Below are 13,726 nucleotides of genomic sequence, written 5' to 3'. Positions count from 1 at the left end.
CTCCAGGCTGCGCCAATCACAATTTCATGACGCCTTGATGAAAACCCGCGAAGTTTAACGGCCGCGCGGCCCCGACCCGGCCCGACCGGCTTTTCAAGCCCTCGGAGCACCTGCAATTCAGGCCGGCAGACGCAGCACCGGCAGGTGCCAGCCGCCGTAGATCCCGCCAAGACGAAGCGCCACGATCAGCAGCACCCCGGCATGAAAGGCCCAGCGACGCGGCGTTTTGGCAGCCTGCAGCAGCAGGTAGGCAGCGATGCCCGCAATGGCGGCCGAGCCATAGATGCCGCTGCTCAGCAGCAGCGGAACGCGGGCGGTGAACACGTCGCGCAGCAGCCCGCCGGCCGCCCCGGTCATGGTGCCGACCAGCAGCACGATGACGGCCGACAGGCGCCGCTCCTCGGCCACCTGCGCACCGGTGATGGCGAACAAGCCGAGCCCCAGCGCATCGGCAACGGCCAGCGCGTGCTCGGGCAACGGCATCAGGTGCACCCAGCCAATCGTGAACGCCGCCGCCGCGAGGATCACGTAGACATACCGGGTGTCGCGAATCCAGAACACCGGGTGGCGGTCGAGCAGCAGGTCGCGCAGCGTGCCGCCGCCCACCGCGGTGACCGAAGCGATCACCACCACGCCCAGCCAGTCGAGGCCCGCATGGCCGGCTGCAAGCGCCCCACTGACCGCGAAGACCGCCACGCCGGCGAGATCGAGGACGTAGAGCAGCACGGCCTTCAGAGGATGCGCTTGACCACCTGGCCCGTGACACGCGCCAGCGCGGCGCGCGGCACCTTGTCGGGTGCGATCTCGGCGAGCGGCTTCAGCACGAAGGCTCGCTCGCGCATGCGGGGATGCGGCAGGGTCAGCGTCGGCGTGTCGATCACCGAGTTGCCATGCATCAGCAGGTCGAGATCGAGCGTGCGCGGCGCGTTGGGAAACGGTCTTTCGCGGCCGGCCAGCGTCTCCAGGCGCTGCAACGCAACGAGCAGCTGCTCGGCATCCAGGCCGGTGCGCACCGCCACCACGGCATTGATGAAATCGGGGCCTTCGGCATCCACCGGCTCGCTGCGATAGAGCGACGAACGGGCCGTCACCACGGTTCGCTGGAGTGCGCCGATGTCGGCCATGGCGGCCTTCACGGATGCCTCGGCATCGCCCAGGTTGGCGCCGATGGCGATGAAGGCCTGTACCGTGGGGTAGTCCTCCCGCGGGCCGCGCGGGCTGCGCGAAGGGGCACGGGTAGGGGTACGGGTGGGCGCACGGCGCGCAGGCGGCCCGCTCTTTGCGCCTGCAGACGGAGGCTTGGCGCCTCCGCCCGCGCGCGGCGGTACAGCCTTGGCCTTGGGGCCCGGCTTGCCGTCCTTCGGCCGGTCTGGCGTGCTCATGCGCCCTCGGCGCTCCGGCCGCCCTCACCGCCAGCACCACCGCCGCCTCCGGTTCGGGGCTTGCGGCGACGCCGGCGCTTGCGCGGCGCCGCCTCGCCATCGGGCGGGACGGCACCGGCCTCCACTTCAGCCTCTTCGACCTCGGCGTCCTGCTCCGAATCGGGAGCCCGACTCTTGCGCGCAGCCGGTTCACCGCCGCGCGGCTTCGGCGCGGGCGTCTCGCGCACCCGCACGCGCTGGCGCACCTTCTGCTCCTCGCGCACCTGCTCCAGCAGATCCTGGCGGCGCGTGTCGTCGGCGGTGCTGAACTCCTGCCACCACTCGGCGATGGCTTCGCTCACCTCGCCCACGTCGGCGCGCAGGCGCATGAAGTCGAAGGCGGCGCGGAAACGCGCCTGCTCGACCAGGCTGTAGGGCGTGGAGCCGGTGCGCTTGTCGAAGCGCGGCTGCATCATCCAGATCTCGCGCATGTCGGCCGCCAGCTTGCCGCGGCCCGACACGTCGCCGATGCGCGCGTTGAACACGTCGTCGATGGCGTCCTGCAGCGCAGGGAACGGCGCCTGCGCGCGCTGGCCGTTGCGGCCTTCCTGGCGCTGGGCCCAGCCGTCGCGCACGTCGGCCCAGAGCACGCAGGCCAGCAGGAAGCTGGGCGCCACGGGCTTGCCCTCGCCCACGCGGCGGTCGGTGTCCTGCAGGGCGGCCTTCACGAAGGGCTGGTCGGCGCGCTCCACCACCACGTCGAGCAGCGGGTAGATGCCGCGGGCCAGGCCGAGCTTGTTGAGTTGCTCGACCGTGGCGATGGCGTGGCCGGTCTGCAGCAGCTTGAGCATCTCGTCGAAGAGGCGGCTCTGCGGCACGTCGGCCAGCAGCTTGCTCGATTCGACCAGCGGGGCGGCCGTCTTGGCTTCCATCTTGAAGCCCAGCGCCGCGAGCTTGGCCGAGAAGCGGATGGCGCGGATGATGCGCACCGGGTCTTCGCGGTAGCGCGTGGCCGGGTCGCCGATCATGCGCAGCGTGAGCTTCTGGGCGTCCTTGATGCCGTTGTGATAGTCCACCACCACCTGGTTGGCCGGGTCGTAGTACATGGCGTTCACGGTGAAGTCGCGGCGCGCGGCGTCTTCTTCCTGCGGGCCCCACACGTTGTCGCGCAGCACGCGGCCGCTGGCGTCCACCGCGTGCTTCATGCTGGCAAGCTCGCCCTTGCTGGTGCGCTCGTTGCCGGCCACCTGCTCGGCGGCGGCGTTGTCCATGTAGGCCCGGAAGGTCGAGACCTCGATCACCTCGTGCTCGCGCCCGCGGCCGTACACCACGTGCACGATGCGGAAGCGCCGCCCGATGATGAAGGCGCGGCGGAACAGCGCCTTGACCTGCTCCGGCGTGGCGTTGGTGGCCACGTCGAAGTCCTTGGGCCGCAGGCCCAGCAGCAGGTCGCGCACCGCGCCGCCCACCACGTAGGCCTCGTAGCCTGCCTGCTGAAGCGTGGTGACCACGTTCTTCGCACGCTCGTCGACCAGGGCCGGATCGATTCCGTGGACCTCGGCCGGCACCTCCTGGCGCTTGCCGAAGCGGCTCTTGCCCTGCGTGCCGCCGGCACCCTTGCCGAGCAGCTTGTCGATGAATTTCTTGATCATTGTTGTTGGAAGCCTTGTTCGCTCTTCTATTCGTTCTCGAGCATGGAGCGGATCAGCGGAATGGTGATCGCGCGTTGCGTCTGCAGGGCGTAGCCGTCGAGCTGCCCGAGCAGCTCCATCAGGCTGCCGAGGTCGCGGCTGAAGCGGTGGAGCATGTAGTCGAGCACGTCGTCCGACAGCATCACGCCGCGCGCGTCGGCCGCCTGGCGCAGCACCGCGCGGCGTTCGCTTTCGCTCAGCACCTGCATGTGGAAGACATGGCCCCAGCCGAGACGGGTGCGCAGGTCCTCGCGCAGCGGCAGGTCGGCCGGCGGCAATGCACCGGCGGCGACCACGCCGCGCTGCAGGGTCTGGGCGTTGACGAACCAGTTGAAGGCCGCGTGCTGCTGCACGGCGGTGTAGAGGTGCACGTCGTCGAGCAGGACGGCGCCCCAGCGCTCGTCGAACTCGGGCGGCTCCAGCAGGCCCGCATGGAGCCAGCCCACGCTGGCGCCCTGCTCGCGCAGTGCGACGCGCACCGATTCGAGCAGATGGGTCTTGCCGCTGCCGCCGTCGCCCCACAGGTAGGTGGGCACCGGCGAGTGCAGCACGGGGCTGCCGGCGCCGCCCACCCACACTTGCAGGTGCCGCAGAGCCGCCTCGTTGGGGCCGGCGAAAAAGGCGTCGAAGCTGGGGCCCGTCGCAATGCCGATATCGAGCGCGAGCTGTTTCATCCCGGGAAGGTTCATGGAGGGGGCCGCGGGGGCCCTTAAAATCATCGGGAATTCTATCGGCCCGGCCACCACGGTTACCGGCGCCCCTTCCGCCCCCACTCTTTGCGTCCCTTCCGACCTCGACCACCCATGACTTCCTCCACGCCCACCCCGCTCAGCTACAAGGACGCCGGTGTCGACATCGATGCAGGCGACGCCCTGGTCGACCGCATCAAGCCGCTGGCCAAGAAAACCCTGCGCGAAGGCGTGCTGGCCGGCATCGGCGGCTTCGGCGCCCTGTTCGAGGTGCCCAAGCGCTACAAGGAGCCCGTGCTCGTGAGCGGCACAGACGGCGTGGGCACCAAGCTCAAGCTGGCCTTCGAATGGAACATGCACGACACCGTCGGCATCGACCTGGTGGCCATGAGCGTCAACGACGTGCTGGTGCAGGGCGCCGAGCCCCTCTTCTTCCTCGACTACTTCGCCTGCGGCAAGCTCGACGTGGACACCGCCGCGGCGGTCGTCGGCGGCATCGCCCGCGGCTGCGAGCTCTCGGGCTGCGCGCTGATCGGCGGCGAAACGGCCGAAATGCCCGGCATGTACCCCGCTGGCGAGTACGACCTGGCGGGCTTCGCGGTCGGCGCGGTCGAGAAGTCGAAGATCCTCACGGGCCAGAACGTCAAGCCCGGCGACGTGGTGCTGGGCCTGGCCTCGGCCGGCGTGCACTCCAACGGCTTCAGCCTGGTGCGCAAGGTGATCGAGCGCGCCGGCACCGACCTGCCCGCCACCCTCGACGGCAAGCCCTTCCGCGAAGCCGTGATGGAGCCCACCCACCTCTACGTGAAGCCGGTGCTCGAGGCGCTGGGCAAGCACCCGATCAAGGCGCTGGCCCACATCACCGGCGGCGGCCTGCTGGAAAACATCCCGCGCGTGCTGCCCGAAGGCACCGCCGCCCACCTGAAGAAGGGCAGCTGGCCGCAGACCGAGCTGTTCGCCTGGCTGCAGAAGGTGGCCGGCATCGACGACATCGAGATGAACCGCACCTTCAACAACGGCATCGGCATGGTGGTCGTCATCGACGCCGCCGAAGCCGCGGCCTGCGCCGCCACGCTGCGTGCCGCCGGTGAAACGGTGCACGAAATCGGCGTGATCGCCGAGCGCGGCGAAGGCGCGGCCGTGGTCGTCGGCTGAGCGCCGGCTGCTGCGTCCACTTTTTTCGAAGAATAGAGCACGCACCCGCACCGGATGGCCAACAAGCCGCAGCCCTCCCCCATCGCCTCATCGGCGTCTTCCACCATCCGCCCCGCGGCCTCGCGCGGCGTGACCATCGCCAGCTACCTGCTGATGCTGGGCGCCCTGATGCTGGTGATGTGGGAGCACCTGCTGCCGGGGCTGCTGTGCGTTTGCATCGGCTTTCTCGTCACGCGCTGGTTCGCGCGCCTGCTCGCCTCGGGGCTGGGGCGCATCCCGGCGCTGGCCAGGCGGCCCGGCAGCGCCCAGGGCTGGGCCGGCGTGGTGGCCGTTACGGTCGTGCTGCTGGCGCCCATCGCGCTGATCACGCTGGGGCTGTCGCAGGCCCGCGAATACATCGTCGATGCGCCCGACCAGTACCGGGAGCTGCTCGACTACACCGCGCGCACCGTGCTGGAGCTGCGCTCCAAGCTGCCGGTGGAGATCGCGGTCTACCTGCCCGAGGGCGCGGCCGAGGTGCAGCGCGTGATCGCCAATTACCTGCGCGCGCAGGCCGGCTCGCTGGCCGTGGCAGGACGCGCGTGGCTGCACGGCATTCTTTTCTCGTACGTGGGCCTGATCATCGGCAGCCTGGCCGCCGTGGCCCACGCGCCGATGCGGCGCCTGCCGCTGGCCGAACAGCTCCACCGGCGCGTGCAGACCTTCGGCGAGGCCTTCGCCCAGATCGTGGCGGCCCAGTTCTGGATCGCGGCCTTCAACACGCTGCTGACGGCCATCTTCCTGCTCTTCATCATGCCGCTGTGGGACGCGCACCTGCCCTACACGCCGGCGCTCATCACCCTCACCTTCCTGGCCGGCCTGGTGCCGATCGTGGGCAACCTGGTGTGCAACTCGGTGATCACGCTGGTGGGGCTGTCGGTGTCGCCGGTCACTGCCGCGGCCTGCCTGATCTTCCTGATCGTGATCCACAAGGCCGAGTACGTCATCAATGCCAAGGTGGTGGGCGCGCGCACGCAGATGAGCGTGTGGGAGCTGCTGGCGGTGATGTTCGTGGCCGAGGCGGTCTTCGGGCCCGCGGGGCTGGTGGCGGCACCCCTGTACTACGCGTACCTGAAGAAAGAGCTGCAGGCGGCTTCGCTGGTCTGACGGGGCTTTCGCCCTGGCCGATGTCCTGATCTGATCGATTCTGGTCCGGTGCCGAGCGGACCGGAAGTTGGCGTAGCGAAAGAATGAGCGGCATCATCCCCTCCGCTCCCGCCTGCGAGCCCCGCCATGAAAACCTGTCTGATAGTGATCGACGCCCAGGAGTCGTTCCGCCAGCGCGCCTACTGGAACGAAAGCCAGGCCGCGCCCTACTTCGCCGCGCAGAACGCGCTGATCGAAGGCGCCGCCGCCTCGGGCATTCCCATCGTGCGGGTCTTCCACACCGACGAACCCGCCGATGCCAGCAACCCCTTCGCGGTCGAATCGGGCCATGTGCGCCCCATCGGCGGGCTGGCCGCCTTCGATGCCGCCGCCACTTTCACCAAGCACCGCCACAGCGCGCTGGTCAACAGCGGGCTGGACGTGTGGCTCACGCAGAACGGCATCGGCCGGCTGATCGTGAGCGGCATCCGCACCGAGCAATGCTGCGAGACCACCACCCGCCACGCCTCCGACCTGGGCTGGGAGGTCGACTACGTCACCGACGCCACCCTCACCTTCGACATGAAGCATCCCGACGGCAGCCCGCTGGCCGCCGCCGACATCAAGGCCCGCACGGCCGCCGTGCTGCATGGCCGATTCGCCACCGTCTGCACCGTGGCGCAGGCGCTAGAGCGGGCCGTGGCATGAACGGCATGAACGGCATGACCAGGCGCGTTCTGATCCTCGCGTTCGACGGCGTCGAGGCGCTGGACTTCGCCGGCCCCTTCGAGGTGTTCACCACTGCGAGCCGGGTCGGGCAGCGGCTGCGGCCGGGCTCGCCGGCGCTGTTCGAGGTCGCTTCGGTGGCCCACGCCGCCGCAGGCCAGCCCATTCAGGCGCGCGCCGGCCTGCAGTTGCTGGCCAACCACACGCTGGCCGACAGCCCGGCGGCCGACGTGCTGATCGTGCCTGGCGGCGTGGTCGATGCGCCCATGGCCAGCCCGCAGACGCTGCGCTGGATAGCCGATCAGGCGGACCGCGCGAAGATCGTCGCCTCCGTCTGCACCGGCGCCTTCCTGCTGGCCCAAAGCGGCGTGGTGACCGACGACCCGGTCACGACCCACTGGGAAGACATCGCCGAGCTGCGCGAGCGCTTCCCCTCGCTCGACGTGCGCGAGGACGTGCGCTGGGTGGACAACGGCCGCATCGTCAGCTCGGCAGGCATCAGCGCCGGCATCGACATGAGCCTGCACCTCGTCGAGCGGCTGGCCGGGCTCGAACTCGCCGAGCGCACCGCGCACCAGATGGACTACGAATGGAACCGCAGCAATCCGAGCCAGCCCCCATCCGCGTAGTGTTCGTCCTCCTGCCCGGGAGCCTCGTGCTCGACTGGGCCGGGCCGGCGGAGGCGCTGCGCATCGCCAACCAGCGGCTGCGCGCGGCGGGGCGGCCCGAGCGCTTCGCCATCGAATTCGCCAGCCCCCGGCCGACGGCCATGGGCTCGGTGGGCGTGGCGCTGGCCGGGCTCTCGCCGCTGCCCACGGCCTGGGACGGCTCCGGCTGGGTCGTGCTGGTGGGCCTGCCGGGCGACACCATCGCCATCGACAACCCCGAGACACAGGACCTGCTGCACTGGCTGCGCGGCCTGCGCTTCGAGCGCGGCCGGCTGGAGCTGGTGACGGTCTGCGCCGGCGCCGTGCTGGCCGCGTACGCCGGGGCGCTGGCGGGCCGTCGCGCCACCACGCATCACCATCACCTGGGCGAATTGCGCGAGGTGGAGCCGCGCTGCGACGTGGTGAGCAACCGCGTATTCGTGATCGATCCGCCGCTCTACAGCAGCGCGGGCGTGACCACCGGCATCGACCTGATCCTGCACCGCATCGGCGAGCTGTGCGGCGAGGCGCTCGCGGCGCAGGTCGCGCAGTCGATGGTGATGCCGCTGCGCCGCGGGCCGCACGATCCGGAGCTCTCGCCCTTCCTCGCATACCGCAACCACCTGCACGCCGCCCTGCATCGCGTGCAGGACGCCGTGAGCGAACGGCCGCAGGCCGACTGGAACGTGCCGCGCATGGCCGAGGTGGCGCATACGTCGGCGCGGCACCTCACGCGGCTCTTCGTCGAGCATGCGGGCGTGGCGCCGCTGGCCTACCTGCGGCGGCTGCGGCTCGCGACGGCCCAGCTGGCGCTGGCCTCGGGCGCGAGCGTCACGCGGGCGGCGGAGCAGTCGGGCTTCGGCTCCCGACACGCAGCTACGCCGCGCATGGCACCAGTTCGGGCTGCCGGGATCGCCGTCGGAAGCGGGTTCGTCTTCCCGCGCCTGACGCCGCTCAGTGCCAGACGCCCGCGGGCGCCGGACCCGGCACGCGCAGCAGCCTGTCGTCGCCGATCTCCAGCAGCCGGTTGGCCGCGTAGCTGTTCTGCGAATCGGGCTCCAGCGCGGCGCTGACCAGCGGCGACAGCGGCTGCGCCAGCGACACGTAGAAACTGCCCGGCTGCACCACCGCACGGCCGTGGCGCAGCCGCACGCGGAAGCTGCGGATCGCCTCGCCGTCCTCGATGGCGCCACGCGCATCCTGCCGCTGGCCGTCGGCCTGCGAGAGGATCTCGTAGCGCTCCACCGACCACGGCGCCGCGCCGTCGATGCGCTCCACGCGCACGCCCAGCATCTGCAGGCGCTGCACGGCCACGGTCTCGCTCGACGCGAGCAAATAGCCGCAGGGGCGCGGGCGCGCATTGACGATCTTCAGCGGCTCGGCGGCGCGCCAGTCGACGTCGACGGCCTTGTCCTCGCCGGTTTTCGCATCGAGGAATTCGAGGCGCTGCTTCGCCGGCGTCTGCCAGGCCTCGACCACCAGGTCGCCACGGCAGGCGTCGGCCTTGGCGCGCTGGCCGGCCTGCGCGGTGAGCTGCATCAGCGCCGGCCCCTGCTTAGCGGCCGTCTCGATGACCGTGGTGGCCGCCAGCACCTGCGTGTGCACGCGGCGCGCGAAATGCGCCCGGCCCAAGCCCACTCCGCGCACCTCGAGCAGCAGGCTCACGGCCTGGTGCAGCGCGCTCACGTTGCGGCCGGTGTCGGGCTGCACGCCGCCCATCGACACCGTGCGATCGTCAGACTTGCCACCGGAGGTGGTGTGGTACTTGAAGCCCTGCAGCCCGGCCCGCGCGAAGGCCGACTGGATGGCGTCGACGTAGTCGCGCTGCGCGCTCGCGGCGATGGCAGCGTCGAGGTTGCCCACGGTGGCGGGCTGCAGCAGGCCGTCGTATTTCATGACGGCGCCGAACTTGTCGATCCAGCGCCCGCCGACGGTGAACTCGTGCAGGTCGAGCACCACCTGCGGCGCGTAGCGCAGGGTGGCCGCTGCGATCACGCGTGCCTCGGGCGTGCGCAGCAGCAGGTGGTCGCGGTTCACGTCGATGCCGTTGGCGGTGACGCGGGTGAAGCGCTCGGCGCCGTCGGGGTTGCCGCGCGGCACCAGCACGAGGTTGACCTTCTTGAGCAGCGCCGAGCCCGGCTCCGTGGCGAACTGCTGCGCCAGCGCCAGCACCGCCTCGCCGCCGGCCGGCTCGTTGCCGTGCTGCTGGCCGATCACCATCACCGTGGGCCGGGCCGGATCGACGCGGCCCTGCTCGGCCAGCACCACCAGCGGCATCTCGCGGCCCTGCTGCGACATCCCGATGCGCTCGACGCGCACGTTGGGCGACTGGCGCGCCAGCTCGTCCAGGAAGGCCAGCACTTCGGCATGCGAGGGGAAGTCGGTGCGGCCCGCGCGAAAGCCCGGCGTGGCGTAGCTCACCGGCGGATCGGGAAAGCGCGCGGCGATGGCCGGCGGCTCGACCCACGACTTGGAAGGATCGAATTGCGCCTGAGCCGAGGCGGCCGGCAGCAGAACGAGACCGAAGGCGCACAGGCGCTGGAGGGAGGGGGCACGCAGCATGGCTGCGCATTCTGCTCCGGCGCGGCCCTGAATGGGTTCAGATGGGGTTCAGTTCGTCGCTCAGTTCGCAGCGGACGTGCAGGCCCGGGCGCGCGCCAGCAGCAGCGCTCGCTCGCGGGTGTTGCGAGTGAGCGTCGCGGCGCGGTCGAACTCCCTGCGCGCCTCGTCGAAGCGGCCGAGCTTGAAGAGCAGGTCACCGCGCACCGTCGGCAGCAGGTGGTAGCCCTTGAGCGCAGGCTCGTCGAGCAGCGCATCGGCCAATTCCAACCCGGACGCCGGGCCGAAGGCCATCGACAGCGCCACCGCCCGATTGAGTTCGACGATGGGCGACGGCGCGAGCTCGGCCAGCGCGTCGTACAGGGCGGCGATACGGCCCCAGTCGGTCTCGCCGGCGGTGCGGGCGCGGCCGTGGCAGGCGGCGATGGCGGCCTGCAGCGCATAGGGGCCGAGCGCTTCGCCCAGCGACTCGGCTCGCGCGAGCGCGGCGAGGCCGCGGCGGATCAGCATCTGGTCCCAGCGCGCGCGGTTCTGCTCCAGCAGCAGCACCGGCTCGCCCGAGGGCCCCATGCGCGCGGCCGTGCGCGAGGCCTGTATCTCCATCAGCGCGACCAGCCCGTGCACCTCGGATTCCTTCGGCACCAGCTCGGCCACGATGCGGCCCAGGCGCAGCGCTTCCTCGCACAGCGAGGGGCGCATCCAGTCGTCGCCGGCGGTGGCCGAGTAGCCCTCGTTGAAGACCAGGTAGATCACCTCAAGCACCGAGGCAAGCCGTGCCTCCAGCTCGTGCCGGCGCGGCACCTCGAAGGGCACGCGCGCCTCGGCCAGGGTGCGCTTGGCGCGCACGATGCGCTGCGCCACCGTGGCCTCGGGCACGAGGAAGGCGCGGGCGATCTCGTCGGTGGTCAGGCCGCCCATCACCCGCAGCGTGAGCGCCACCCGCGCCTCGGTCGAGAGCACCGGGTGGCAGGCGGTGAACACCAGCCGCAGCAGGTCGTCGCCGATGTCGTCGTCCAGCGCGGCATCGACGGCCTCGGCGAAGTCATCCTGCGCCATCTCGTGCTGCGCGTCGATCTCGCGACCGATCTCACCGGCCTTGTGCTCGGCCAGCTGCAGGTGGCGCAGGCGGTCGAGGGCGCGGCGCTTGGCCACGGCCGTGAGCCAGGCGGCGGGGTTGTCGGGCACGCCCGATTCGCTCCATTGCTCCAGGGCCGAGACCAGCGCGTCCTGGGCCAGCTCTTCGGCCAGGCCCACGTCGCGCACCATCCGCGCGACGGTGGCGATGATTTTCGCGGACTCGATGCGCCACACCGCCTCGATCGTGCGGTGGATGGCGGCAACCTCGGCGCGGCCCTCGGCCTGGCTCATGCCCCGGGCTTCTTCACCGCCTGCATCGAGGTGAATTCGCCGGCCACCGCCTGCACGTCGGCCGGGAAATCTTCCATCTCCTGGATCTGGCGCACCTCGATGACCTCGTTGTCGCCGCCCGGGCAGCGGCTGGCCCACTCGATGGCGGCGGCGCGCGAGGGCACGTCGATGATCCAGAAGCCGCCCAGCACCTCCTTCGCCTCGGCGAAGGGGCCGTCGACGACCTTGGGCTTGCGGTTCTTGAAGCTCACGCGCGCGCCCATCGAGGGCGGGTGCAGGCCGTCGCAGCTGACCAGCACGCCGGCCTTCTGCAGCGACTCGTTGTAGGCCATCATGGCCGACACCGCCTCGACGTCGGGCGCGGTGCCGGGCGCGGCGTTCTCGTAGCCGTGGGGAATCATCAGCATCATGAATCGCATGGTGTGTCTCCTTCGGTGCGGGGGCGGGGCCGGCTCAGCCGCCAGCCTTGGTGCGGGCCTCGGTCTCGGCGCGCAGGCGGTCTTCCTGGGCGAGCAGCTCGGGGGTCATGGAGTCGCCGAAGTCGGCGGCCTCGAACACCTGGCGGATCTCGATCTCGCCTTCCTGGAATGGGCTGCGCTTGATCCACTCGATGGCCTCCTCCTTCGACTTGCACTGGAACAGCCAGAAGCCGGCCAGCAGCTCCTTGGTCTCGGCGAAGGGGCCGTCGATGACGGTGCGCTTGGCCGGTCCCTCGCAGCGCACGCGCACGCCCTTGGAACTGGGGTGCAGGCCCTCGCCCGCCAGCAGCACGCCGGCCTTGACCAGTTCCTCGTTGAACTTGCCCATGGCGGTGAGGATTTCGGTGCTGGGCATCACGCCGGCTTCGGAATCCGCGTTGGCCTTGACCAGAATCATGAATCGCATCTCGTTTCTCCTGAAGGTTGATGGTGGTGAAGCGGCGTCGGAAATTGCCTGCTCCTGTTCACACGTCGGACGAGCTGAAGCCGGATCGACACGGATGTGCCGATCTATTTGTAATTTTGTGTTTCCGAAATTCGGAGGGCGGGCACCGGGATTCAGGGCAGATAGCCGCAGAAGCGCAACACATGGCCGTCCGGCTCCCGGATCGCGAATTCGCGCAGCCCCCACGGCTGGGAGACGGGCGGCTCGATGACCGTCACGCCGCGCTTCACATAGGCGGCGTGCAGGCCGTCGATGTCCTTACCGACGTGGATCACGATCTCGCCGCGCCAGGGTTTCGCCTCGCGCGCGTTGCATTGCCACAGCCGCAAGTAGACCGGGTCACCGTAGCTGCGGTCGCCCTTCTTCACCCGGGCGTAGCTGGGCGGCTCGCCGGCAATGAAGTCGAGCTCGAAGCCCAGCACGTCGCGGAACCACCGCGCGGCGCGGGTGACGTCGGATACCGGCAGCACGGGCTGCACGCCGTGGAACTGATGCAATGTGCCCAGGTCGGGCGCAGGGCTGACGCCGGCCTGGGTGCTCATGCGGTTCAGCTGGCCAAGCGGCGCAGCGTGGCGACGCGCTCGGCGATCGCGTCGAGGTCAAGCGCGTCCTCGGCCTTCGCGAGGTAGGTTTCGAGGTCGCGCACGGCCGATGCGGTATTGCCCTGCTCGGCGTGCGCGACACCGCGGTCGCGGTACTCGCCCCAGGCGCTGGGCAACAGGGCGATGAGGCGGTCCTGCACGGCGATGACGCGCTGCCAGTCTTCCTGCGCGTGATGCACCTCCTTCAGGTTGCGCAACATGCGGGCGATGATCTCGCGCGGGCTCGCGGGCTGCAGGTAGAGGCCCAGCGGCACGTCGAAGTCGCCCACCAGCCCGTTGCCGCGCTTGTAGGGCTCGAGCCGCTCGCTCAGTTCCTCGCGCGAGAGCGACTTGCCGGTGAACGGGTCGATCACCACCTGCCCCTTGGGCAGCGTCACCTTGAGCATGAAGTGCCCCGGAAACCCGATGCCGCGCGCCTGCAGGCCCAGGCCCTGAGCCAGCTCCATCCACAGCACGGCCAGCGAGATCGGGATGCCGCGGCGGGTGCGCAGCACGGCGTTCAGGTAGCTGTTGTCGGGGTCGTAGTAGTCGTTGACGTTGCCGCCGAAGTTCAGGTCGTTGAAGAAGAACTGGTTCAGCGCCCGCAGGCGGGCCAGGGGCGCCGCGTCGGCGGGCAGGCGGCGCTTGAGACGGGCCAGGAGCTGGTCGACGTCGCCCAGCACCTGTTGCACGTCGAGATCGGGGTATTCGTCCTGCGCCAGGCTGGCGGCGGCCTCGAGCAGCGGGAACTGGTCGTCGCTGCGGACCAGCGATTCGAAATACTCCAGGGCGGTGGGAACCTGAAAGCTGAACGTCATGTGGCTTTGTAGAGGAGCAATTCGGGAGCGTCAAGGAGGGGCACACGCGTATTGCGCCCGCCTGAAAAGCCCCGGCAGGGCC

At 70.3% G+C, this 13,726-nt stretch carries 14 protein-coding genes and 1 pseudogene; 5 read left to right on the top strand and 10 right to left on the bottom strand.

Features of this window, described 5'->3' with window-relative positions; translation table 11 throughout:
* Window positions 1–117: 117 nt before the first annotated feature.
* From ACHMXA_RS11690 to hda, 4 genes are read right to left on the bottom strand one after another with little or no spacing between them, the layout of a single operon-like run.
* The gene (locus tag ACHMXA_RS11690) at window positions 118–726 is read right to left on the bottom strand and encodes a trimeric intracellular cation channel family protein (protein WP_176664530.1); all 609 of its coding nucleotides are present in this window, start codon (window positions 724–726) and stop codon (window positions 118–120) included.
* Window positions 727–731: 5 nt separating this feature from the next.
* On the bottom strand, window positions 732–1,382 hold the full coding sequence (gene folK / locus ACHMXA_RS11685) for a 2-amino-4-hydroxy-6-hydroxymethyldihydropteridine diphosphokinase (protein ID WP_176664529.1): 651 nt from the start codon (window positions 1,380–1,382) through the stop codon (window positions 732–734).
* A complete protein-coding gene (gene pcnB / locus ACHMXA_RS11680) occupies window positions 1,379–3,013 on the bottom strand; it encodes a polynucleotide adenylyltransferase PcnB (protein ID WP_176664528.1) in 1,635 nt (544 codons plus the stop codon). Before pcnB ends, folK begins: the two co-directional genes overlap by 4 nt.
* Window positions 3,014–3,039: 26 nt before the next feature.
* Complete coding sequence (gene hda / locus ACHMXA_RS11675; protein WP_305144331.1) at window positions 3,040–3,726, bottom strand: DnaA regulatory inactivator Hda; 687 nt, start codon at window positions 3,724–3,726, stop codon at window positions 3,040–3,042.
* 129 nt (window positions 3,727–3,855) lie between these two features.
* On the opposite strand from hda, the gene purM reads away from it, so the two are divergent.
* The 5 genes and pseudogenes from purM (at window position 3,856) to ACHMXA_RS11650 (ending at window position 8,342) form a co-directional block, all read left to right on the top strand.
* Window positions 3,856–4,896, top strand: coding sequence for a phosphoribosylformylglycinamidine cyclo-ligase (gene purM / locus ACHMXA_RS11670; RefSeq protein WP_176664526.1), 1,041 nt, complete (start codon window positions 3,856–3,858; stop codon window positions 4,894–4,896).
* A gap of 54 nt (window positions 4,897–4,950) precedes the next feature.
* Window positions 4,951–6,042, top strand: coding sequence for an AI-2E family transporter (locus ACHMXA_RS11665; protein ID WP_176664525.1), 1,092 nt, complete (start codon window positions 4,951–4,953; stop codon window positions 6,040–6,042).
* 126 nt (window positions 6,043–6,168) lie between these two features.
* The gene (locus ACHMXA_RS11660) at window positions 6,169–6,729 is read left to right on the top strand and encodes a cysteine hydrolase family protein (RefSeq protein ID WP_176664524.1); all 561 of its coding nucleotides are present in this window, start codon (window positions 6,169–6,171) and stop codon (window positions 6,727–6,729) included.
* A gap of 14 nt (window positions 6,730–6,743) precedes the next feature.
* Window positions 6,744–7,376 (top strand): DJ-1/PfpI family protein, encoded by a 633-nt coding sequence (locus ACHMXA_RS11655; RefSeq protein WP_176664523.1) that lies wholly within the window; start codon window positions 6,744–6,746, stop codon window positions 7,374–7,376.
* Window positions 7,337–8,342: pseudogene (locus tag ACHMXA_RS11650) on the top strand (GlxA family transcriptional regulator). Before ACHMXA_RS11655 ends, ACHMXA_RS11650 begins: the two are co-directional and overlap by 40 nt.
* 6 nt (window positions 8,343–8,348) lie before the next feature.
* On the opposite strand, the gene ACHMXA_RS11645 reads toward ACHMXA_RS11650, so the two are convergent.
* From ACHMXA_RS11645 to ACHMXA_RS11620, 6 genes are all read right to left on the bottom strand, one after another.
* Entirely contained in the window at window positions 8,349–9,956 is a 1,608-nt protein-coding gene (locus ACHMXA_RS11645; protein ID WP_176664521.1) for a M14 family metallocarboxypeptidase, read from the bottom strand.
* Window positions 9,957–10,016: 60 nt separating this feature from the next.
* The gene (locus ACHMXA_RS11640) at window positions 10,017–11,321 is read right to left on the bottom strand and encodes an RNA polymerase sigma factor (RefSeq protein ID WP_176664520.1); all 1,305 of its coding nucleotides are present in this window, start codon (window positions 11,319–11,321) and stop codon (window positions 10,017–10,019) included.
* Complete coding sequence (locus ACHMXA_RS11635; RefSeq protein ID WP_395320722.1) at window positions 11,318–11,740, bottom strand: YciI family protein; 423 nt, start codon at window positions 11,738–11,740, stop codon at window positions 11,318–11,320. Before ACHMXA_RS11635 ends, ACHMXA_RS11640 begins: the two co-directional genes overlap by 4 nt.
* 34 nt (window positions 11,741–11,774) lie before the next feature.
* A complete protein-coding gene (locus tag ACHMXA_RS11630; RefSeq protein WP_176664518.1) occupies window positions 11,775–12,206 on the bottom strand; it encodes a YciI family protein in 432 nt (143 codons plus the stop codon).
* 152 nt (window positions 12,207–12,358) lie between these two features.
* On the bottom strand, window positions 12,359–12,787 hold the full coding sequence (locus ACHMXA_RS11625; protein ID WP_176664517.1) for a VOC family protein: 429 nt from the start codon (window positions 12,785–12,787) through the stop codon (window positions 12,359–12,361).
* 5 nt (window positions 12,788–12,792) lie between these two features.
* Entirely contained in the window at window positions 12,793–13,644 is an 852-nt protein-coding gene (locus ACHMXA_RS11620; protein ID WP_176664516.1) for a SirB1 family protein, read from the bottom strand.
* Window positions 13,645–13,726: the final 82 nt, after the last annotated feature.

Source organism: Variovorax sp. UC74_104 (assembly GCF_044055375.1).
GTDB lineage: Bacteria > Pseudomonadota > Gammaproteobacteria > Burkholderiales > Burkholderiaceae_C > Variovorax.
Note: the sequence above shows the minus strand (reverse complement) of the source record. Positions and strands in the feature narration are given on the sequence as shown.

What these genes read in the sequence shown, in the direction of transcription:
- pcnB (WP_176664528.1), bottom strand. Translation starts at nt 3,013, where the DNA reads ATGATCAAGAAATTCATCGACAAGCTGCTCGGCAAGGGTGCCGGCGGC.
- ACHMXA_RS11640 (WP_176664520.1), bottom strand. Translation starts at nt 11,321, where the DNA reads ATGAGCCAGGCCGAGGGCCGCGCCGAGGTTGCCGCCATCCACCGCACG.
- ACHMXA_RS11635 (WP_395320722.1), bottom strand. Translation starts at nt 11,740, where the DNA reads ATGCGATTCATGATGCTGATGATTCCCCACGGCTACGAGAACGCCGCG.
- ACHMXA_RS11655 (WP_176664523.1), top strand. Translation starts at nt 6,744, where the DNA reads ATGACCAGGCGCGTTCTGATCCTCGCGTTCGACGGCGTCGAGGCGCTG.
- hda (WP_305144331.1), bottom strand. Translation starts at nt 3,726, where the DNA reads ATGAAACAGCTCGCGCTCGATATCGGCATTGCGACGGGCCCCAGCTTC.
- folK (WP_176664529.1), bottom strand. Translation starts at nt 1,382, where the DNA reads ATGAGCACGCCAGACCGGCCGAAGGACGGCAAGCCGGGCCCCAAGGCC.
- ACHMXA_RS11630 (WP_176664518.1), bottom strand. Translation starts at nt 12,206, where the DNA reads ATGCGATTCATGATTCTGGTCAAGGCCAACGCGGATTCCGAAGCCGGC.
- ACHMXA_RS11645 (WP_176664521.1), bottom strand. Translation starts at nt 9,956, where the DNA reads ATGCTGCGTGCCCCCTCCCTCCAGCGCCTGTGCGCCTTCGGTCTCGTT.
- ACHMXA_RS11660 (WP_176664524.1), top strand. Translation starts at nt 6,169, where the DNA reads ATGAAAACCTGTCTGATAGTGATCGACGCCCAGGAGTCGTTCCGCCAG.
- ACHMXA_RS11625 (WP_176664517.1), bottom strand. Translation starts at nt 12,787, where the DNA reads ATGAGCACCCAGGCCGGCGTCAGCCCTGCGCCCGACCTGGGCACATTG.
- ACHMXA_RS11665 (WP_176664525.1), top strand. Translation starts at nt 4,951, where the DNA reads ATGGCCAACAAGCCGCAGCCCTCCCCCATCGCCTCATCGGCGTCTTCC.
- ACHMXA_RS11620 (WP_176664516.1), bottom strand. Translation starts at nt 13,644, where the DNA reads ATGACGTTCAGCTTTCAGGTTCCCACCGCCCTGGAGTATTTCGAATCG.
- purM (WP_176664526.1), top strand. Translation starts at nt 3,856, where the DNA reads ATGACTTCCTCCACGCCCACCCCGCTCAGCTACAAGGACGCCGGTGTC.